Source organism: Pseudomonas sp. NMS19W (genome assembly GCF_051554255.1).
Lineage (GTDB): Bacteria > Pseudomonadota > Gammaproteobacteria > Pseudomonadales > Pseudomonadaceae > Aquipseudomonas > Aquipseudomonas kribbensis.
In genome coordinates, this window is record NZ_CP136718.1 from 3,856,325 (window position 1) to 3,878,158 (window position 21,834).

At 61.2% G+C, this 21,834-nt stretch carries 14 protein-coding genes and 1 pseudogene; 4 read left to right on the top strand and 11 right to left on the bottom strand.

The annotated features are described in order from the left end of the window. Positions 1-81: 81 nt before the first annotated feature. Both R1A29_RS17575 and R1A29_RS17580 read left to right on the top strand, forming a co-directional pair. The gene (locus tag R1A29_RS17575) at positions 82-1,920 is read left to right on the top strand and encodes a sigma-54-dependent Fis family transcriptional regulator (RefSeq protein WP_438299067.1); all 1,839 of its coding nucleotides are present in this window, start codon (positions 82-84) and stop codon (positions 1,918-1,920) included. A 133-nt stretch (positions 1,921-2,053) separates the two neighbouring features. Next, the gene (locus R1A29_RS17580) at positions 2,054-2,926 is read left to right on the top strand and encodes an undecaprenyl-diphosphate phosphatase (RefSeq protein ID WP_438299068.1); all 873 of its coding nucleotides are present in this window, start codon (positions 2,054-2,056) and stop codon (positions 2,924-2,926) included. 67 nt (positions 2,927-2,993) lie between these two features. Here R1A29_RS17580 and R1A29_RS17585 read toward each other — a convergent pair whose 3' ends face one another. The 3 genes from R1A29_RS17585 to R1A29_RS17595 all read right to left on the bottom strand — a co-directional run bounded on the left by R1A29_RS17585 (position 2,994) and on the right by R1A29_RS17595 (position 7,647). After that, the gene (locus R1A29_RS17585) at positions 2,994-4,199 is read right to left on the bottom strand and encodes an MFS transporter (RefSeq protein WP_438299069.1); all 1,206 of its coding nucleotides are present in this window, start codon (positions 4,197-4,199) and stop codon (positions 2,994-2,996) included. A 344-nt stretch (positions 4,200-4,543) separates the two neighbouring features. Beyond that, positions 4,544-5,926 (bottom strand): cysteine--tRNA ligase, encoded by a 1,383-nt coding sequence (cysS, locus tag R1A29_RS17590; RefSeq protein ID WP_085732169.1) that lies wholly within the window; start codon positions 5,924-5,926, stop codon positions 4,544-4,546. Positions 5,927-5,946: 20 nt separating this feature from the next. After that, complete coding sequence (locus R1A29_RS17595; protein ID WP_438299070.1) at positions 5,947-7,647, bottom strand: glutamine--tRNA ligase/YqeY domain fusion protein; 1,701 nt, start codon at positions 7,645-7,647, stop codon at positions 5,947-5,949. Between the two features lie 251 nt (positions 7,648-7,898). On the opposite strand from R1A29_RS17595, the gene R1A29_RS17600 reads away from it, so the two are divergent. Both R1A29_RS17600 and lpxH read left to right on the top strand, forming a co-directional pair. Beyond that, positions 7,899-8,405: a peptidylprolyl isomerase gene (locus R1A29_RS17600; RefSeq protein WP_085712420.1), complete on the top strand. Its 507-nt coding sequence runs from the start codon at positions 7,899-7,901 to the stop codon at positions 8,403-8,405. Beyond that, entirely contained in the window at positions 8,402-9,154 is a 753-nt protein-coding gene (lpxH, locus tag R1A29_RS17605) for a UDP-2,3-diacylglucosamine diphosphatase (RefSeq protein WP_438299071.1), read from the top strand. The genes R1A29_RS17600 and lpxH overlap by 4 nt, the downstream gene beginning before the upstream one ends. A 37-nt stretch (positions 9,155-9,191) precedes the next feature. On the opposite strand, the gene R1A29_RS17610 is transcribed toward lpxH, so the two are convergent. The 8 genes and pseudogenes from R1A29_RS17610 to R1A29_RS17645 form a co-directional block, all read right to left on the bottom strand. Then, positions 9,192-10,721 carry a DHA2 family efflux MFS transporter permease subunit gene (locus tag R1A29_RS17610; protein WP_085712422.1) on the bottom strand — a complete coding sequence of 510 codons (1,530 nt, stop codon included), beginning with the start codon at positions 10,719-10,721 and terminating at the stop codon, positions 9,192-9,194. 81 nt (positions 10,722-10,802) lie between these two features. Continuing rightward, positions 10,803-12,005 carry an HlyD family secretion protein gene (locus tag R1A29_RS17615; RefSeq protein WP_085712423.1) on the bottom strand — a complete coding sequence of 401 codons (1,203 nt, stop codon included), beginning with the start codon at positions 12,003-12,005 and terminating at the stop codon, positions 10,803-10,805. A 15-nt stretch (positions 12,006-12,020) separates the two neighbouring features. Beyond that, a complete protein-coding gene (locus R1A29_RS17620; RefSeq protein ID WP_438299072.1) occupies positions 12,021-13,490 on the bottom strand; it encodes an efflux transporter outer membrane subunit in 1,470 nt (489 codons plus the stop codon). Next, complete coding sequence (locus R1A29_RS17625; protein ID WP_085712425.1) at positions 13,480-13,962, bottom strand: MarR family winged helix-turn-helix transcriptional regulator; 483 nt, start codon at positions 13,960-13,962, stop codon at positions 13,480-13,482. The genes R1A29_RS17620 and R1A29_RS17625 overlap by 11 nt, the downstream gene beginning before the upstream one ends. 150 nt (positions 13,963-14,112) lie before the next feature. Then, positions 14,113-15,435 carry a hypothetical protein gene (locus tag R1A29_RS17630; protein WP_438299073.1) on the bottom strand — a complete coding sequence of 441 codons (1,323 nt, stop codon included), beginning with the start codon at positions 15,433-15,435 and terminating at the stop codon, positions 14,113-14,115. A 119-nt stretch (positions 15,436-15,554) separates the two neighbouring features. Further along, positions 15,555-19,229 carry a translocation/assembly module TamB domain-containing protein gene (locus R1A29_RS17635; protein ID WP_438299074.1) on the bottom strand — a complete coding sequence of 1,225 codons (3,675 nt, stop codon included), beginning with the start codon at positions 19,227-19,229 and terminating at the stop codon, positions 15,555-15,557. Further along, positions 19,226-20,952 (bottom strand): annotated as a pseudogene (locus tag R1A29_RS17640) (autotransporter assembly complex protein TamA). The gene R1A29_RS17635 and the pseudogene R1A29_RS17640 overlap by 4 nt, the downstream one beginning before the upstream one ends. 66 nt (positions 20,953-21,018) lie before the next feature. Next, a complete protein-coding gene (locus R1A29_RS17645) occupies positions 21,019-21,669 on the bottom strand; it encodes a GNAT family N-acetyltransferase (protein WP_085712429.1) in 651 nt (216 codons plus the stop codon). Positions 21,670-21,834: the final 165 nt, after the last annotated feature.

The window sequence follows — 21,834 nt, forward strand, 5'->3', positions numbered from 1 at the left end:
AACAACACTCTATCGATGCTTTTCAGGCCCCGACGGGCCTCATAACAATAATAAAAACGCTGCTTTCAGAGGCTGACTGCCATGTCCGCACCTGCCCCGCCGCTTTCCCACGAAGCTATCGTCCAGGACTCCTGGTCCCGTTGCCGCGCCTTCGGTCTCAAGCATCAAAGTGCACCGGCGTTCGACCAGTTGCCCGCCTCCGGTATCGCGCAGTTGCTCGACAGTCACCATTCGCTGGTGCAGACCACCCATCAGGAAGTGCTGCCGTACTACGAGAACATCCTGAGCAACTCCAACTGCCTGATCATGCTGGCCGACAATCAGGGCCAGGTGCTGACGTCCTGGGGCACCCAGCGCTTTATCGAGCCGAATCTGGCGCGGGGTTTTCAGGCCGGGGCAAGCTGGATGGAACACGCCAGCGGCACCAATGCCATCGGCACGGCGCTGGCTTGCGAGCAGGCGGTGCACATCGAGCACGACGAGCATTTCCTCAAGGCCAACCGCTTCATGACCGGTTCCGCCGCGCCGATCTTCAACGCCGAACGCAAGGTCATCGCGGTGCTCGATGTGTCCAGCGACAGCTACCTGCCGCCCTCCCATACCCTCGGCATGGTCAAGATGATGAGCCAGACCGTGGAGAACCGGCTGATCCTCAACTTGTTCCACGGCCAGCACTTTCAACTGACCTTCAACACCGGGTTGAACAACCTCGACAGCCAGTGGGCAGGACTGCTGATTTTCGATGAGAGCGGTGAAGTGTTGTCGGCCAACCGCCGGGCCGACAATCTGTTGGGCGTGCGGCTGTCGCGGGTGAGTGTCGAGAGTCTGTTCAAGGTGTCGTTGCTGGAGTTGCTGAATCAGCCGGACGGCTTGCCGTTTTCCTTGCAGACCTCGGGGCGCAATCGATTCCAGTGCCTGTTGAAACGGCCTAAACAGGCACCGATTCAAGCGCGGGTGTTTGCCGAAGAAACCAAACCTGTCCCACCTACGGCGATCAGCCTCAACACCCTGCACTTCGGCGACAGCCGCGTGGAAAAAGCCGTGCGTCAGGCCGAGCGCCTACTGGAAAAAGACATTCCGCTGTTGATCCACGGTGAAACCGGGGTCGGCAAGGAAGTCTTCGTCAAAGCCCTGCACCAGGCCAGTTCCCGCAGCAAACAGGCGTTCATCGCCGTGAATTGCGCAGCGATCCCCGCCGAACTGGTGGAGTCCGAGCTGTTCGGCTACGAGAAAGGCGCGTTCACCGGCGCCAACCAGAAAGGCAGCATCGGCCTGATTCGCAAGGCCGACAAGGGCACGTTGTTCCTCGACGAGATCGGCGACATGCCGCTGCCGACTCAGGCCCGCCTGCTGCGGGTGTTGCAGGAGCGTTGCGTGCAACCGGTGGGCAGCAGCGAGTTGTTTCCGGTAGATCTGCGGATCATCTCCGCCACCAACCGCTCGTTGCGCGAGCAGGTGCAACTGGGGCGCTTTCGCGAGGATTTGTACTACCGCATCGGCGGCCTGACCCTGGAGTTACCGCCGCTGCGCGAGCGCAGTGACAGGCAAGCGCTGTTCAAACGCTTGTGGGAACAGCATCGCGAACCCACGCAATGGGCGGGATTGAGCCGCGAAGTGCTGGAGTTGTTCGATCGTCACCCATGGCCCGGGAATCTGCGTCAGGTCAGCAGCGTGATGCAGGTCGCACTGGCCATGGCCGAAGAGCAACCGGTGCGACCGGAGCATCTGCCGGATGATTTTTTTGTCGATCTGGAGATGGAGCCGCTGGATACGCCAGAACCGTTGGGGATCGATCTGAATGACAGCGAGGCGTTGAATCGGGAACTGCTGGCGGCCGGGGGCAATATTTCCCATCTGGCGCGGCGGTTGGGGGTTAGCCGCAATACCCTTTATAAGCGCTTGCGCCAGGCTGAGGGCTGACTGCCGCTCGCGAAGGCGTCAGCCCGATCACCCTAAAAAACCCTTCACTGCACCCATTGACCGTACCCGCTAGACTGTGACGAAATGTTTCAGGTTTTCGCCCCCTCTTCCTGATCCTCACAGGGTAAGTTCTTTGACCAACATCTGTTCTACCGGCCTTGATATCGGCTTCGCCTCGCTGGATTACCTGCAAATCGGCATCCTCGGCGTCATTCAAGGCATCACCGAGCTGTTGCCCGTTTCCTCCACCGCCCACATGCGCATCGTTCCGGCCCTTCTTGGCTGGCCGGATCCCGGCTCGGCGTTTTCCGCCGCCATGCAACTGGCCGCGCTGGCTGCGGTGGTCAGTTATTTCTGGCGCGACGTGAGACAGGTCGCGACCGGCAGTCTGGAGGCGGTGCGACAACGGGATTTCAACAATCAGTGGTTCATCCTCGCGGTGGCCATCGTGCTGGCGACCATCCCCATCGGTATTGCCGGCATCGCCCTGTCGTCGACGCTCAATGCCTGCAACTCGCCGTTGCGCGGTTTGATGGTGATCGGGATTTCCTGCGTGGTGATGGCGGTGCTGCTGGCCATCGCCGAACTCACCTGTCGCCATCGCCGCACAGTGGGCGAAATGCGTCTGCGCGATGCGCTGATCGTGGGTATCGCTCAGATCGGGGCGCTGATTCCCGGCGTTTCGCGCTCCGGCTCGACGCTGACGGCGGCGTTGTTCCTTAACTTCAAACGTGAGGAAGCCGCACGCTTCTCCTTCCTGCTCGGGCTGCCGGCCATCGCGCTGGCGGGGTTGAAGGAGTTGTGGGTGTTGTTCCATGCGCAATTGCCGGCGCAGGCCTGGGCGCACCTGATTTTCGGTCTGGTGATTGCCAGTATCTCCGCGTTTTTCGCGATCTGGGGCCTGATGCGTTTTCTGGAGAAGTTTTCCACCTGGCCATTCGTGATTTACCGCGCGTTACTGGGGGTTTTCCTGATTGTCGCGGTCAGCACCGGGCTCTTGAGTTAAGGTCCACCTCAATAAACGAAACCCGCCTGGTGCGGGTTTTGTTTTTTGTGCCTTCGTACAACGCAGGTTACTGGCAGGTCGGCTCAACACTCGTTGATACGGCACCCAAGGTACGCAGCCCGGCCAGCACCACTATCAGCATCCCCAGCCCGGCGAAAACGGCGACGCCGAAACCTGCCCGAGCGCCATAGGCATCAACGATCAAACCCGAGAGCAAACCACCCAGGGCGACGCCGATGCTGATGCCGGTGGTCATCCAGGTCAGCCCTTCGGTAATCCTCGATGGCGGGATGATGATCGTCCCCAGCTTCATGACCACGACCATGGTTGGCGCAAACGATATGCCGGCGATAAACAGCATCGCCGAGAGGACATAAACGTCAGGTGAGAACAGTGGCAATACCCCGGTGATGGCCGTGACCAGGATCCCGATAAAGAACTGCTTTTCTATCGGCAGGGAAACCCTCAAGGCACCAAACGTCAGGCCCGCCACCAGCGAGCCGAACGCATAGGCGGCGAGGATGAAGGTCGCTGAGGCAGGCCAGCCTTGCGCATTGGCGAAGGCGACAACGGCGACATCGATCGAGCCTCCGATTGCCCCCATCGCCAACAGCGCCAGCACGATGGTGGGAACGCCGGGAATCAGCAGGGTTGACCCCGTATGCCTCGTTTGACCCACAACAACCTTGGGTTCGGTCTGACGCTGCAGGACAAACGCCGTCACCCCGACGGCCAGCAGCCCGACCGCGACCAGCGGCCCGGCTTCGGCAAAAAGGCTCACGCTCAAACCGATCGCCAAGGGTGGGCCGATGATGTAAGCGAGTTCGGTCAGCACCGTATCCAGAGAGAACGCCGTGTGCAGCTGCGGCTTGCCCCGGAACAGTTGCGTCCAGCGGGCACGGATCATCGACGGCATGCTCGGCATGGTGCCCGCCAATGCAGCCAGCACAAAAAGCAATGCCGCCGGCGCCCTCATATAAACGGCAAAGATCAGCGCCAGCAACATGCCGATGCTGAAAGTCGTCACGACGGGCAACACACGGCTCTGGCCACGCTGATCGACGAGTTTCGAGATGGACGGGCCGATCAGTGCATTGGCGAGGGTGAACGTCCCGGCGACTGCACCGGCCAGCCAGTAGATACCGGTTTGCTCCACCAACATGGTAATGATGCCAATGCCGATCATCGCCTGCGGTAATCGTGCGATAGCGCTCGCGAGCACCAACCCCGTTGCGCCGGGGGTTGTCAGGAGTTCGCGATAGTGGTTTGCCATGATTTCTCCGTTGTTGGATTCGCCGCTAATGAGCTTCCTGCTGCGTGCAACATCAGGACCTACGCGAACGCCAAAAGCAACCCCTCCCCCAACCCTCTCCCAGGGGGAGAGGGAGCTGACCGAGGTGTCTGGCGTACTACATCGACCTGAAAGATCCTGTCGATTATGGATTCAAAGCATTATTTTCAGTCCACCGAATGCCTCCAGCATCCCCCAATCGGTCCCCTCTCCTGGGGGAGAGGGTTAGGGTGAGGGCGTAATCTCGGAACAGCACAAATCTCCCAAACAGCAGAAAAACAAAAACCCGCACAAGGCGGGTTTTGTTTTGAAGCCAATCACAGCAATCAGTCAGCCAGGCGCCAGGTCGTACCGCCCTTGCCGTCTTCCAGCACCACGCCCATGGCGGTGAGCTGGTCGCGGATGCGGTCGGATTCGGCCCAGTCCTTGCCGGCACGAGCCGCCAGACGCGCAGCGATCAGCGCTTCGACTTCGGCTGCATCGACACGCCCTTCGGCGCCGGCCTGCAGGAAGTCATCGGCTTCGAGCTGCAACACACCCAGCACGCTGGCCAGTTCTTTCAGGCGCGCTGCCAGACCGGCCGCCGCATCGAGATCGCTCTCGCGCAGACGGTTGATCTCACGCACCATCTCGAACAGCACCGCACAGGCTTCCGGCGTGCCGAAGTCGTCGTTCATCACCGTGGTGAAACGCTCGACGAACGCTTCGCCGCCAGCCGGCGCCACGTTCGGCAGACCTTTCAACGCGTGGTAGAAACGCTCCAGGGCGCCCTTGGCGTCCTTGAGGTTGTCTTCCGAGTAGTTGATCGCGCTGCGGTAGTGGCTCGACACCAGCAGATAACGCACGACCTCCGGGTGGTACTTGTCGAGCACGTCGCGAATGGTGAAGAAGTTGTTCAAGGACTTGGACATCTTCTCGCCATTGATACGGATCATGCCGCAATGCATCCACGCGTTGGCGTAGGTCTTGCCGGTGGCCGCTTCGCTCTGGGCGATTTCGTTTTCGTGGTGCGGAAACTCCAGGTCGCTGCCGCCGCCATGAATGTCGAAGGTCTCACCGAGGCAGCAGGTGGACATCACCGAGCACTCGATGTGCCAGCCCGGACGCCCGGCGCCCCACGGCGATTCCCAGCTCGGCTCGCCCGGTTTGACGCCTTTCCACAGCACGAAGTCCAGCGGATCTTCCTTGGCTTCGTCGACCTCGATCCGCGCACCGATGCGCAGGTCTTCGATCTTCTTGCGCGAGAGCTTGCCGTAGCCCATGAACTTGCCGACGCGGTAATACACGTCGCCATTGCCCGGGGCGTAGGCGAAACCCTTGTCGATCAGGGTCTGGATCATCGCGTGCATGCCCGGGATGTGATCCGTGGCGCGCGGTTCCATGTCCGGCTTCTGGATGTTCAGGCGCGCTTCGTCTTCGTGCATCGCGGCGATCATGCGCTCGGTCAACGCTTCGAACGACTCGCCGTTCTCGTTGGCCCGGTTGATGATCTTGTCGTCGATGTCGGTGATGTTGCGCACGTAGGTCAGGTCATAACCGCTGAACCGCAACCAGCGGGTCACCAGGTCGAACGCGACCATGCTGCGGCCGTGGCCCAGGTGGCAGTAGTCGTACACGGTCATCCCGCAGACGTACATGCGCACCTTGTTGCCATCCAGCGGCTTGAAGACTTCTTTGCTCTTGGTGAGCGTGTTGTAGATCGAAAGCACGGTCATTCCTTAAGACTTGATCACTGGCCCCACGAATCACGCAGGGTCACGGTACGGTTGAATACCGGCTGACCTGGTTTCGAGTCCTTGATATCCGCGACGAAGTAGCCTTCGCGCTCGAACTGGAAACGGTCTTCCGGCTGTGCATTGCCCAGCGAGGGTTCAGCACGACAACCGGTCAGCACTTGCAGTGAGTCAGGGTTGATGTTGTCCAGGAAACTCGCGCTGTCCTCGGCCTTCTCCGGGTTCGGAGAACGGAACAGGCGATCGTACAGACGCACTTCGCACTCGACGCTGGCAGCGGCCGGCACCCAGTGGATCACGCCCTTGACCTTGCGGCCTTCAGGGTTCTTGCCCAGGGTGTCCGGATCGTAGGAGCAACGCAGCTCGACGATGTTGCCGTCGGCGTCCTTGATCGCTTCGTCGGCACGGATCACGTAGCTGCCGCGCAGACGCACTTCGCCGTTCGGCTCCAGGCGCTTGTAGCCTTTTGGCGGCTCTTCCATGAAGTCATCGCGGTCGATGTAGATTTCACGGGCGAACGGCAGCTGGCGCACGCCGAGCTCTTCTTTCTGCGGATGACGCGGCAGTTCGAGGTTTTCGACCTGGTCTTCCGGATAGTTGGTGATCACGACCTTCAACGGACGCAGCACGCACATGGCGCGCGGAGCGTTCGCGTCCAGGTCCTGACGGATGCTGAACTCGAGCATGCCGAAGTCGACCACACCGTCGGAACGGTTGGTGCCGATCATGTCGCAGAAGTTGCGGATCGACGCCGGGGTGTAGCCACGGCGGCGGAAGCCCGACAGCGTGGACATGCGCGGATCGTCCCAGCCATTGACGTGTTTCTCGTCAACCAGTTGCTTGAGCTTGCGCTTGCTGGTGATGGTGTAGTTGAGGTTCAGACGGCTGAATTCGTACTGACGCGGGTGCGCCGGCACTGGCAGTGCGTCGAGAAACCACTCGTACAGCGGACGATGGCTTTCGAACTCCAGGGTGCAGATCGAGTGGGTAATGCCTTCGATGGCGTCCGACTGACCGTGGGTGAAGTCATAGTTCGGGTAGATGCACCACTTGTCACCGGTCTGATGGTGATGGGCGTGGCGGATGCGGTACATGATCGGGTCGCGCAGGTTCATGTTCGGCGAGGCCATGTCGATCTTGGCGCGCAGTACGCGGGCGCCATCCGGGAACTCACCGGCGCGCATGCGGGCGAACCAGTCCAGGTTCTCTTCCACCGAACGGTCGCGGAACGGGCTGTTCTTGCCCGGCTCGGTCAGGCTGCCGCGGTATTCCTTGGCCTGTTCAGGCGTCAGGTCGTCGACGTAGGCCTTGCCGGCCTTGATCAGCTCGACGGCCCAGTCGTGCAACTGGTCGAAATATTGCGAGGCGTAGCGCACTTCGCCGGACCATTCGAAGCCTAGCCATTTGACGTCGCTTTCGATCGCGTCGATGTATTCCTGGTCTTCCTTGGCCGGGTTGGTGTCGTCGAAACGCAGGTGCGTGACGCCGCCGAACTCCTGGGCCAGGCCGAAGTTCACGCAGATCGACTTGGCGTGGCCGATGTGCAGGTAGCCATTGGGCTCAGGCGGGAAACGGGTGACGATCTGGGTGTGCTTGCCCGAGTCCAGGTCTGCCTGGATGATCGGCCGCAGGAAATTGACCGGCACGGCAGGGCCGGACTTGGCATTCGAGGTAGGGTCGACAGTGGGCTTGCTCATAGGATCCTTGACTTACATGTGCGCGGCCGCAAAGGGGGCCAGACAAAACAAAGCCGCTATCATAGCCGATGCTGTCAAGGGCCTGACAGAGCACACTCCTATAAAGGCGCGCATTTAATCGCCGGCAATTGAAAAACTGCCTCGAAATTCGCGCCTGTCACGCTAAACTGCGCACCTTGGCCTAAACAGGCTGAACCGGTTGCGGGGCTTTAGCCTCCAAGACCACGAATTCCCTATAAAGAGTACTGACCATGACTCAAGTCAAACTGACCACCAACCACGGTGACATCGTCATCGAACTGAACGCTGAAAAGGCCCCGATCACCGTGGCCAACTTCATCGAGTACGTCAAAGCCGGTCACTACGAAAACACCGTTTTCCACCGTGTCATCGGTAACTTCATGATCCAGGGCGGCGGTTTCGAGCCAGGCATGAAGGAAAAGAAAGACAAGCGTCCAAGCATCCAGAACGAAGCCGATAACGGTCTTTCCAACGACAAGTACACCATCGCCATGGCCCGCACCATGGAGCCGCATTCGGCTTCCGCGCAGTTCTTCATCAACGTGGCCGACAACAGCTTCCTGAACCACAGCGGCAAGAACGTTCAAGGCTGGGGCTACGCGGTATTCGGTAAAGTGACCGCCGGTACTGAAGTTGTCGACAGCATCAAGAAAGTCTCGACCGGCTCCAAGGCTGGCCACCAGGACGTACCAAGCGACGACGTGATCATCGAGAAAGCCGAGATCATCGAAGCGTGATATTGCTGATTTCAGACTTGCATCTGGAAGAGGAGCGCCCGGACATTACCCGGGCGTTTCTGGATTTGCTCGCCGGACGCGCCCGCTCGGCGAGTGCTCTGTACATCCTGGGCGACTTTTTCGAGGCGTGGATCGGCGACGATGCCATGACCCCTTTCCAGCGTTCCATCTGCCAGGCCCTGCGCGAATTGAGCGACAGCGGCACGGCCATTTTTCTGATGCACGGCAATCGCGACTTTCTGCTCGGCAAGGCTTTCTGCAAGGAAGCCGGCTGCACGCTGTTGAAGGATCCGAGTGTCGTGCAGTTTTACGGCGAGCCAGTGCTGCTGATGCACGGCGACAGCCTCTGCACCCGCGACGAAGCCTATATGAAGCTGCGTCGTTACCTGCGTAATCCGGTCACCCTGTTCATCCTGCGGCACCTGCCGTTGAGCACCCGCCACAAACTGGCGCGCAAGCTGCGCAGTGAGAGCCGGGCGCAGACGCGGATGAAGGCCAATGACATCGTCGATGTCACGCCGGAAGAAATTCCGCGGATCATGCAGGAATACGGGGTGAAAACCCTGGTCCACGGGCACACCCACCGCCCGGCCATCCACAAGTTGCAGATCGGCGATCAGGCGGCGAAGCGGATTGTGCTGGGGGACTGGGATCGTCAGGGCTGGGCGTTGCAGGTGGATGAGAATGGGTTTGTGTTGGCGCCGTTCGATTTCGCAGCGCCGCCGGCACTGCCCGCCCCAACCGCATGATCGTTCCCACGCTCTGCGTGGGAACGATCTCGTCGACTCAGTGACCGCTGGCGGCAGGGCCTGCTTTAGCGGCAAACGGCGGCTTGGCCAGCCAAACAATCAGAATCAACCCCATAAACCCCCACCCCAGCAGCGTGAAGTAATCCACGGTGGAGAGCATGTACGCCTGACTGGTCAGCACATGATCCAGCTGCGCATACGCCGGATTACCCGCCCCGCCCAACTGATTCAACGCTTCCCGGGTCGCCGGCTCATAGGTGCTGATGCTTTCACTCATGTACGCATGATGCTGGTCCGCCCGGCGAATCCAGATCCACGTGGTCAGCGACGCCGCAAAGCTGCCACCCAGTGTCCGCAGGAACGTCGCCAAACCGGCGCCGTCAGCAATCTGGCTTGGCGGCAGGTCCGACATCAGGATGCTAAGGGTCGGCATGAAGAACAGCGCCACGCCAATCCCCATGAACAACTGCACCAGGGCGATGTGCTGGAAGTCCACTTCATTGGTGAACTCGGCGCGCATGAAGCAGCTCAGGCCGATCGCCAGGAACGCCAGCCCGGCCAGCAGGCGCAGGTCGAACTTGTGCGCGTACTTGCCGACAAACGGTGACAGCACCACCGGCAGAATGCCGATCGGCGCCACCGCCAGACCGGCCCAGGTCGCGGTGTAGCCCATCTGGGTCTGCAGCCACTGCGGCAGGATCAGGTTGATGCCGAAGAACCCGGCGTAACCCAACACCAGCACCAATGTGCCGATGCGGAAGTTGCGGTGGGCGAACAGGCGCAGATTGACCACCGGATGCTGGTCGGTCATTTCCCAGATCACGAACACCGCCAGCGCGATCACCGAAATCGCCGCGCCGATGATGATGAAGTTCGATTCGAACCAGTCCAGGTCATTGCCTTTGTCGAGAATCACCTGCAACGCACCGACGCCGATGATCAGCGTAATCAACCCGACGTAGTCCATCGGCTGACGGCTGGTCACTACCGGACGCTTGGCCAGTTGCGAACGCACGACCATCACCGCGAACACGCCAATCGGCACGTTGATGAAGAAGATCCACGGCCAGCTGTAACTGTCGGTGATCCAGCCGCCGAGAATCGGGCCGGCAATCGGCGCCACCACCGTGACCATCGCCAGTAACGCCAGGGCCATGCCGCGCCTGGCGGGCGGATACACCGCGATCAGCAGCGTCTGGGTCATCGGGTACAGCGGCCCGGCCACCAGTCCTTGCAGGACCCGGAAGCCGATCAGCTCGGGCATCGAAGTGGAAATACCGCAGAGGAACGAGGCCAGCACGAACAGCATGGTGGCCCAGAGAAACAGCTTCACCTCGCCGAAACGCCGGCTCAACCAGCCGGTGAGCGGCAGCGCGATGGCGTTGCTCACGGCGAACGAGGTGATGACCCAGGTGCCCTGCTCCGAACTCACACCAAGGTTGCCGGAGATGGTCGGCAGCGCCACGTTGGCGATGGTGGTGTCGAGCACTTGCATGAAGGTCGCCAGCGACAGGCCGATGGTGCTGAGCAACAGGCTGGGCGGCGAAAAAGAGGCGTTATTGCTCATCGCGAATCCTTTGGAGCCGAATTTTCTGGAGCGGAGACGGGCGCCGCGCCCGTTACGGGGCGCAGCGAAGGGATTGGCGAATCAGCGTTGCGCGGTCTTGCTGACTGCAGCGCTGTTGTCGTGGATCAGTTGCGCGATCATCGCGTCGGCTTCGCCCAGTTGGCGGTCGTAGACGCTGGTGCTGAACGAGGCCTGTTGCGGCGGCTGCTGGGCCAGTACCGGGCCGCTCTGGTCGTGCAGGTTGACCTCGACATTGGTCGACAGACCGACGCGCAGTGGATGTTTGGCCAGTTCTTCGGCGTTGATGTGGATCCGCACCGGTACACGCTGCACGATCTTGATCCAGTTACCGGTGGCGTTCTGCGCCGGCAACAGGGCGAACGCGCTGCCGGTGCCCGCGCCGAGGCTGTCGACGGTGCCACTGAATTTCACATCGCTGCCGTAGATGTCGGATTCGATGTCCACCGGTTGGCCGATGCGCATGTCGCGCAGCTGGGTTTCCTTGAAGTTGGCGTCGATCCACAGCTGATCCAGCGGGATCACCGCCATCAGCGCGGTGCCCGGCTGCACGCGCTGGCCGAGTTGCACGGTGCGCTTGGCGACGTAACCGGTAACCGGTGCGATCAGGGTGCTGCGAGCGTTGGTCAGGTAGGCCTGGCGCAGATCGGCCGCGGCCGACATCACGTCCGGGTGCGACGAAACCACGGTGTCATCCACCAGCGCGCTGGTGGTTTTCAGTTGTTGCTGGGCGTTGGCCAGAGCGTTTTGCGCCGAGGTCAGGTCGTCGCGAGCGTGGGACAGTTCTTCCTGGGAAATCGCGCCGCCGGCGGCGAGGTTTTTCCGGCGGTTGTAGTTGTCCTGGGCTTTCTGCACGTTCGCCTGTTGCGCGTTGACCTGGGCTTTCATGCCGTCGACGTTGCTGTACAGACCGCGAACCTGGCGCACGGTGCGGGCCAGTTTGGCCTGGGCACTTTGCAGGCCGACTTCGGCGTCGTTCGGGTCGAAGTTGACCAGTACCTGACCTTCGTGGACCAGATCGCCATCGTCGGCGCCGATGCTGACCACGGTGCCGGTGACCAGCGGGGTGATTTCCACGACGTTGCCGTTGACGTAGGCGTCGTCGGTGCTTTCATTCCAGCGACCGATGAATTCGTGATACGCCCAGACGCCGGCACCGGCGAGGGCAACCACGACGGCCAGCACCAGCAGCATCACTTTGCGTTTGCGCGGATTGCCGGTGTCGGGGGTGTTGTCTTGAGCTTGAGTGTTTTCGGCAGTGGCCATGACAAATACCTTGAATTAGTTGTGCGTGGTGGCTGGGCTGGCGTTGCTTGCGGTCAGGGTCTGCCCCTGAAAGCCGCCACCCAGCGCTTGCATCAGTTGAATCGACAGGTCGATCTGCTCGGCATTCAGGGTCGCCAGCTGACGCTGGGCCTGCAGCAATTGCTGCTCGATGCTGAGCACGTCCAGGTAGTTGCCGATTCCGGAACCGTAACGCTGGACCACGGTGTTGTAAGAATCCTGGGCAATCTCGGTCGCGTGCTGCTGAGCGCCGATCTGCCGGCCGATGTCACGCAACTGGTTGATGGTGTCGCCGACATCGCCCAGGGCTTTCACCAGGCTTTTGTTGTACTGCGCCACGGCCAGGTCGTAATCGGCATCGCGAGCATCGAGGTTGGCGCGCAGGCGTCCGCCATCGAAGATCGGCAGCGAAAGGGTCGGGGCGATGTTGAAGAAGCGACTGGCGGACCCGAACATCGCGTCACCCAATAACGATTCGGCACCAGCGGAGGCCGACAGGTTCAAGTTGGGATAGAAACGGGTTTTGGCCGAGTCGATGTCCTTGCTCGCGGCCTCGACACGCCAGCGTGCGGCGACCAGATCCGGGCGACGGCCGAGCAGTTCCGCGGGCAGAACAGATGGAACAGCGACGGCACTGGCCTGCAGGACTTTCGGCCGGGCGATTTCATTGCCGCGATCCGGGCCTTTGCCGAGCAATACGGCCAGAGCGATTTTCGCGCTGTTCAGGCGCTTTTCGGCGTCGATCAGGCTGGCTTCGGAGCTGGCTTCCAGGCTTTGGGTCTGCTGGAACTGGTACTGGCTGTCGATCCCCGAGCTCAAACGACGCTGGCTCAGGTCGAGCATTTGCTTGGTGCGCTTGAGGTCTTCGTTGGCCAGGTCATAAACGATATGGGCCTGACCCAGATCGCTGTAGGCCCGGGCCACGTCGGCGGCGAGGGTCAATTGCGCGGCCTGACGGTCGACCTCAGCCGCGCGAGCCTGACCGAGCGCAGCTTCCCAGGCGTCACGCTGACCGCCCCAGAGGTCGAAGTTGTAATTGAAGCCGGCGCTGATGTTGCGCACGGTGGCGTAGGCATCGCCCTGCCCTCGCGGGTCCTGATCCTTGGCCAGGCGCGAACGGGTAATGCCGGCGCTGGCGTCGAGGGTCGGATAACGTTCGGCATCGGCGGCATACGCGGCGGCGCTGGCCTGATGGGCGCGGGCGTCGGCGATCTGCATGTCCGGGCTGTCGTGCAGCGCTTCGCGGATCAGGCCGTCGAGCTGCGGATCGCCGAGGCTGGTCCACCAGTCGCTCTTCGGCCACGCGGCCGGGGACAGGGTCACGCCATTGAGGGATTGGCCGACCTTGAGGTTTTTCGCATCAAGGTTTTTGCCATGGGTATCGAGGCCACTGTAGTTGGCGCAACCGGCGAGAATCATCGCCGACAGCACCAGTGTCAGGCTGCTGCGCAAGGTTTTACCGCTCATTGTGTTCACCTAACCGCTGGATGGTGATGGGGTCACCGGCCGCCAGCAAAATTTTCTTGAGGATGTATTCCAGGGTTTTCAACTCGTCCGGAGTAATGCCGCCGGCCAACTCGTTCATGGCATCGGCACCGATGTGCGGCAGACGATCGGCCAGCGCCTGACCTTGCCCGGTGAGCTTCAACTGCACCTGACGGCGATCGCCTTCGCTGCGCTGGCGCACCAGGAAGTCTTTCTGCTCCAGACGGTCGAGCATGCGGGTCATCGAACCGCTGTCCAGCGACAGGTGCCGGCACAGCTCGGCCGGGGTGTCGACGCCGTACTGGGCCATGATGATCAACACCTTGAACTGCGCGGCGGTGATGCCGTGGGGTTCCATGTGGGTGTCGATGATCCTGTCCTTGAGCAGGGCTGCACGGCCGAGTAACAGGCCGAGATGGCAATGCTTGAATTCGTCCGGGGTGAAATGCTTCATGTGCGCACCTAATAACTGCCTAGGCAGTGAATGTATGTCGAGATGTTACTGCCTAGGCAGCGAATGTCAACGTAATAGTTAGGTTGCTTTGTAATTAGTTGACCGGCGGACTGGGTTTTTCTGCCGGGCAGCGACTCGGCATGAAGCCGTTCAGGATTTGTCGGAGGGATGATTCATCGAGGGTGGCTGAAGGGGATGGATTTCCTGTCCACGCAAAGCGGTCGCCACATAACCGCAGGCGCGTCGGGCTCCCGCGTAAATACCGTGCCAACCCGGGGGCGCCGGCTCGATGGCAGCATGCAATGCCAGTGCATAATCGAGCACCAACCCCGGCGTCCAGGCCATGGCTTCGGCGCGCTTGCGCACCTGGGCCGCGACCCAGAACTCGGGGCTGATGATGACCCGGGCAAAGTCCAGCATGCTCGAATGGCCGCGGTTCATCGCACCTTCCAGCGCCGCTTCCAGGCTATGCGCGACGGCACTCGAGCAATTGCGACTGGTGAGGTTGTAGATGGTGTTCTGCCGATAATTCGCCCAGAACGCCTGCAGCCGTGCGGCGTCGTAATGCACGAAACTGACCTGAACCGAGGACGGGCACCAGTCGGCGACCTCGCTTGCATAGTCCTGCAGAAACCTGCCTGGAACATCGTTGTTCGGCGTCGCCCGCAGCAACCGCACGAAATCCCCCGCCGAACGATCAATGTCGTCCAGCGGATAATGGCTGATATAGAGGTCCGGCCCATATTCCAGTGCCGCATGGCCGGCGGAGATAACGCCGTTGATATCGACGGCGGCGATGTAACGGTTGAGCAACCGGTTACGCACCAGGGTGTCGTCAACCGTGCCGCTGGGTGTCCAGACGTGGATCACCAGCGCACCACCGTTTGTCGGTACGTACACCGGGGAAGGCGTCACCGGCGAATGCCCGTTCCTGAACCGCAAGGCCTGCTGCAACAAGGCGCAACCCGAGAGAAAAATGCTCATGCCAATGCAGAACGGCACCGTCCCCTTGTAAAGCGTCGGATAGGGTTCGAGGATGAACAGCGCGAAACCGATCTCGAACAACCCTGCCAGCAGTGACATTTGCCAACCGACAAAACGCACCACCACCGCAGCCGCCAGTCGAAAACCGCCGTCGAGCAGAAAAGCCGCACCGAACAGCACCGCGAGAATCAGCCCGGCAGCATGTTGCCGGTCGACGATCAGCAGCCCCAACAGCAGAAAAGCCAGCCCCCGCGCCTTGCGCAACGCCGCCGCCGTGCCGGTTTGCGGGGCCGGCACCAGCAGAATAATCAGGGCTTCGAGCAACAACAGATAGCCGAACACATGCAGCGGGAAGTACAGAACGCCATCCAGTGCATCGATGAAGATCGCCACTCCGGCCGCGCCCCAGACGATGCCGGTCAACGCCAGTGCTGACCAGCGTCGGCGGACAAAGTCGTTACCGAGCAAGACCATACTCAAACGGACCATAGGGCGCCCCTGGGACGTTTCGGGCAGTCGCAATCTGCAGCCTTGAAGCTGAGGTCAGTCTAATACATCAAAAAAAAGCCGGATCGTGGTGACACGATCCGGCTCTGTGGGAGCGAGGCCTAGAAGTCCCGCTTGTAGAAGATGTCCAGCGAACTGGCCACGCCGCTGGCGGCTTCGAGGTAGACCTTTTTGCTCAACTTGTAGCGCAAGGCAATGGTGTTGGCCGGCTCGAACACGCCGACGCCATAACGCAGGCTGAGCTTCTCCGAGATATTGCCGCTGGCCACCACGCTGGTGGTGTTGCCGCTGCCCTGGGTGTCGAGCTGGAAATCCTGAATGCCCAGATCCTTGGCCAGGTTGCTGGTCACCCCGGAACTGCCCATCAGCCCCAGACCCAGCGCCGCTTGCGCGAGCATGTTGTTGTCTTCGCCGTTGCTGCTCAGCGGACGCCCCAGCACCAGATAGGACAACGCCTGCTCCTGGCTCATCGCCGGCTCCGAGAAGATCTGCGTGGTCGGTTGCTCGGCGCTGCCGCTCAGGCGGATGCCGGCGATCACATCGTCGGTCTGGCGAATCGCTTCGATATCCAGATACGGCTGATCGATCGGCCCGGCAAACAACAGACGCGCACGGCGCACCGTCAGGCGCTGGCCGTAGGCGCGGTAACGACCGTCGTTGAGCCACAGCTCGCCACGGGTGTCCATGTTGTCGCCGATGTGCACGTGCCCTTGCAGATTGGCGGTCAGGCCGAATCCGGCAAAGCTCAGTTTGTCCTCGCCGACCACCACATCGATGTCCATCTTCATGGCCATCGGTGGTTTGCCCTCTTCGGTTTGCGCGCCGACGATGATCGTGTCATCGGAGACTTTTACCGTCGATGGCGGCAGTTCGCGCACAGTGATTTCGCCTCGGGGCACCAACACCTTGCCGGCGATCGCCAGTTCGTCGCCGGCCATGGAAATCTTCAGGTCCGGCGCCACTTCAAGCTTGGCGTAGGGTTCGACGGTGACCGGCAGTTGCGTGCCTTTGAGCGCCAGATCCACCATCAGCGCCTGGCCCCAGGCGACGTTGCCGCTGAGGCTGCCCTGCCCGGTCTTGCCGCTTTTCCAACCGCCGTCCAGGCGCACCGATTCGCCGGCGATCACCGCTTGCAGTCGCAGATCCTGCAACTGCAACGGCAGTTCCGGGCCGGACACTTCACCGTCACTGAGTTGCACGGTGCCGTTGACCAGCGGCGCGAGCAGGCCGCCGGAAATCGTGCCGCTGCCGTTCAGGCGCCCGGTGAGTTTCTCGACCATCGGCACGAACGGCCGCGCCACCGACAGATCCAGCCCGCTGAGGCGGAACGAGCCGTTCAGCGGTTTGTTCTTCGGCAGCGGATTGAGCTGCGCCTGCACCATCAGCTCACCGAGTTTGCCACCGACGAAGTTGAGGTCGGTGTCGATGCGTTTCGGCGTGAGTTTGCTGGTGAGCTTGAGGGTCTGGTACGGGAAGTCCAGCCACTGGTCCTTTTCCTTCATGCGCAAAGTGCCGCCGCTGGCATCGACGCTGATCTGGCCGTTCGGGCCGCTGGCCGGCAGGTCCAGTTGCAGGTCGGCATTGAGCTTGCCCTGCCAGGCGAAATCCTTGGGCAGCCATTGCGCCAGGCTTTCGATCGGGAATTGCTTGAGGTGGTAACGCAGCTTCGGCTCCGGCATCAAGCGCTGGTCTTCGCCGCACAGGCTGGCATTGCCGGACATCCAGCAATGGGCGCCGAAGTTGATCTTGCCGTCGGCCAGACGCTCGAGCTTCGCCGGGTTTTGCAGCTTCCAGTCCTGACCGCCGGCCTGAATGTCACCGCTGGCCAGACGCCCGCGCCAGTTGCCTTTGTCCAGATTGCCGTCCAGCCCCAGCGCGAGTTTCAGCTTCGGACCGAGCAGGTCGAGGTTGAGCTTCTGATTTTTGATATCGCCCTGCGCGCTGACGGTCAGCACACCCAGGCTCGTGTCCCCAGCCTGAATGCCGCTGCCCTTCAGATCGATTTTCGCCCGCTGCGCGCTGTCGAGGGTGGCGTCGAGGTTGAGGCTTTGCAGGCGATTGTCCTGGAACACCAGTTGCGAGCCTTGCAGATCGAGTTTGCCTTGCGGGGCTTTCAGCGTACCGGCGACATCGACCCGACCGTTGACCTGCCCGCGCAACTGAGGCCAGAGCTGGGCCAGACGCGGCAGCTTGATGTCGATCTGCCCGGCGAGCTTCTGTTGCAGGCTGCCTTTGCCGTTGATGCTGTTATCGCCGAGACGGATTTGCAGGGCATTCAGATTCCACTGTTCACCGGCGCCATCAGCCTTGGCTTGCAGCACCGCCGGTTGCCCGCGCAGTTTGCCTTTGAGGTCGAGGTCGGCGTTGAGGCTCAGGCGCTCGTTCTTCATTTCGCCGGTACTTTTCAGCGGCCCGGCCAGTGTGCCCGGCAATTCCGCCATCCAGTACGCCGGATTGAGCGCAGACAATTCCAGCGCCGTGTCCCAGGCAATACCGTCGGCAAACTGCACGTTCACATGCCCTTCGGCCTTGCCCTGCCCCGCTTCGAGTTTGAATTGCGGCAGGAAGATCTGCTTGAGATTGCCACTGAACGGACTGCTCAGGCTGAACGCCCCGGCCGGGCCATCCAGTGCGGCGGCGAAATTGCCGAGGTATTGGCCGTCGGTGTAGGAGACTTCGCCGGTGAAGGTACGCAACGTGACCTGCGGCTCGTCGATCTCCGGATAGAGCCGGTGCCAGGGAAAATCCAGCCAGTTGATATTGGCCTGGGCGCTGAGGCCTTTACTCCAGTCGACATTGCCGGTGAGCTTGAGGCTTTGTTTGTCATTGGCGGTCAGATCAAGGCCGGCGATCTGTGCGCCCTTGGCGTCGACCTTGCCCTTGAGCAACAGCGCTACCGGGCCTTTATCCGCAGGCAACGTCGCATTGCCGAGCAATTGGTAACCGTTTTTCAGGTCGCCTTCGCCGGTCAATACCAGTTGATTGAGTTGCAGGGTGTCCGGCAGATCGGCGCTCGGCTTGAACGCCTCCGAGGTAATCCGCACCTTGGCCGGCAGGTTTTCCGCCAGCGGTTGCAGTTCGCCGCTCAACTGGCCGTCGAAGTAGCCACGGCTGTCGGCGTGCAGATTGAGAGTCTTGAGCAGATCACCGTCGACTTTGAGCGCCAGCGTCCATGGGCCGGTGCCCGGTGACGGCAGGGTCAGATCACCGGCGATGTTCAACGGCCAGTTGCCGGTGGGCTGCAACAGGCCGGAGAGGTTCAGGCTCAGGTCGTCGCGTTGCAGTTTCACGCTGTCGATCTGCATGCCCTTGGCGGTCCAGTGCGCCGCCAGTTGCAGGCCTTTGAGCTGTTCGCTTCCGTTGAACAGCAGGCTGCCGACTTGCACGTCACCCAACTCGATGGCCACCGGCAATTGCAGGTCCGGGAGTTTGATCGGACCGCTTTCGGTGGTTTCTTCGCCGGGCGGGAATTGCAGAATGACCTGATCAGCCTTGAGCTGTTCGATGCACAGCGTCATGCGTGTCAGGCACAGCGGCGACCATTCGAAGATCGGTTTATTGAGTTCGACGCGGCTGCCATCCTGCTGCCAGAGCAAATGATCGGCGCTCCACTGCCCACCGAGGCGACCCTGGAAATTGTCGACACTCAAACCCGGAACCAGACCCAGCACCCAACGGCTACCAGCCTGGGTGCCGAGCACGGCGGCAATACTCAATACAATCAGCAGCACCAGCGACAACAGCGCCAGCGCCGAAATTTTCAAACCACGCTTCACAGCTCAGGCCCCATAGAAAAGTGCAGCCGGATGCCGCCATCGTCGTCCAGCGCATGGGCCAGGTCGAGGCGGATCGGCCCCACCGGCGAGACCCAGCGCACACCGATACCGACCCCGGTCTTGAGGTTCGGCAGTTCGAGTTTGTTGAAAGAGTTGCCCTGGTCGACGAAGGTCGCGACCCGCCATTTTTCGGCGATCGAGTATTGGTACTCGACGCTGCCGGCCACCATGTAGCGCCCACCGATGCGGTCGCCTTTGGAGTTCTCCGGGGACAGGCTCTGATAGTCGTAACCGCGCACACTCTGGTCGCCACCGGCGAAGAACCGCAGCGATGGCGGCACCGAGTTGTAACCGTTGGTGGCGCTGCCACCGACCTGGACACGTCCGAGGAATCGGTGGTTGTCGAACACCGTGGTCAGGCCTTTGATCAGCGCCGTGCCGTACAGCAGATTGTTGTCCGAGCCGAGGCCTTCTTTTGCCACCTTGCTTTCGAAGGTCAGGCGATACCCATTGTGCGGGTCAATGCGATTGTCGCTTTTCAGGTAGGAATAACTGATGCCGGGCATCAGCAAGGTACTCAGGCCCGAATCGTCACCGAGCTGGTATTCCTCGCGCTGCCATTTCAGCGAAATCACCCGCTGCCAGCCGCTCGGCAACTTGCTGTGCCATTCCGGGCCGAAGGTCAGCAGTTTGCTCAGGGTGTCGGAGCCATCGATGTCTTCGTACTGATAACCACCAGCCCAACGCAGTTTGTCGGTCAGCGGCGGATCCAGCGGAATGTCGTAGAACAGGCCGACGTTCTGCCGTGGCGCCGAGAGTTCGGCCTCCCAGCCGTAACTGTCGCCTTGCGGGTTGACCCAGTGACGGGTCCAGTTGGCCTTGATCCGCGGGCCGACGTCGGTGGAGTAACCGAGACCGAGGCCCATGGTGCGCGGCTTGCGGGTATCGAGTTTGACCGCAACGGGGATCACGTCGTCCTTGGCGGCGGTCGGCGCCGCGTCGACCCGTACGCCCTCGAAATAGCCGCTCGATTGCAGGTCGCGATTGAGTTCGGCGATCAGCTCGGAGTCGTAAGGCTCCCCGGTTTGAACGGCACCATGCGTTGCAGCAGGTCTTCGTCGAACGGCGTATCGCCTTCGAAACTGACTTTGCCCAGCGCATAACGCGGGCCGCTTTCGTAGATCAATTCGACATCGGCGACCCCGGCGCGGGGATCGACCATCAGTTTCTGACTGGTGAAATGGCCGCTGAAAAATCCGAAACGCGAGGCCTGATTCTGGATCAGGCGCTTGGCGTCTTCGTAGCGGCCATGGTTGAGCACCGCGCCGGGCTTGAGCACGTCGCTTTTCGGTACACGAAAGGATTTGAGGGCGGCAGCAGGTCCGTCGACCCGTACGGTGACATTGCGCAGGCGAATCGGCTCGCCGGGATCGATCTTCAGTACCAGGCGCGGTTTTTCACCGCCCTTCACTTCGCTGTCGATCTGCGGCTGGTAGTAGCCCAAGGCCTGGGCGGCCTTGCGCGCCTGCTCTTCGGCACCGCGACTGAAGCGCTGCAAGGCTTCTTCGTCACGATCGCCGAGGCTGCCGATATAGCCTTCTATATTGGCCTTGAGTTCATCGTTGGACGGTTTGACCCGCACATCCAATTCACTTTGCGCCAGCGCCGCGCAGCTGGTTAACAGCATGAGCACGCCACTGGTAAATCTTCCTGGAAACTTCATAGGGGCGGATGCTATCACGTGCTTGGGAGCGTGATAGAACCAGACTTTTCTGAAAAAGTTCGATGGTTATGCCGTTGCAGTTTGTAACACCTGTGGATTGGCGTGGAAAAACACGTGCTCACGTACCGGGCCGACGGCGACTTCGCCGATCTCCTCATAACCCTGACGTTTGTAAAATTCCAGGTAACGCGGGTTGCCGGTGTCGAGGATCACGCCCTGGGAGCTTTCGTCCACTGCACACCAGTTGTGCACGGCTTGCAGCAGTTGCTCGCCAAAGTGCTTGCCCTGAAATTGTGGATGCACACCCAGCAACGGCAGCATGTGCACCGAATCGGTCGGCACGCAGGCTTCAACGGCGGCGTGATACTCCAGATAACGCCGGGTGCAGCGGAAACCGGTGCTCAGCACCATACGCAAACGCCAGGCCCAACTCTCGGTGACGCCCAGACGCCGTTGCGGCGGCGCGATCAGGGCAATGCCGATCAACCGATCATTGACCAACAAGCCGATGGCCGGCAGATCCTGCAGGAAATGCTGTTTGACCAGCTCTCGCACCGTGGCACGCACCCGTTGTTCGTAACCCGGGCGTTCGGCCTCGAACAGGTAAGCGAAGGTCGGCTCGTGACGGTAAGCCTGATACAGCAGGGATCGCGCTTCACGGGAATAGCCGCGGTCGAGCATGTGGATGTCGGCGATGGCGGTCGAGGTTTCAGGCATGACGGTGATTCTCCCTGGACGGGACTCAACAGGCCCCGTTCTTGTTATACGAGCCTTGGGCTGAAGGGATCGTTCCCACACCCGAAAGACATTAGCAGCGCATATGGACTACCGCCACGCTGGCCCAGATCCTACATGTCAGCTAGCATCGCCCTTTTGCCAGGA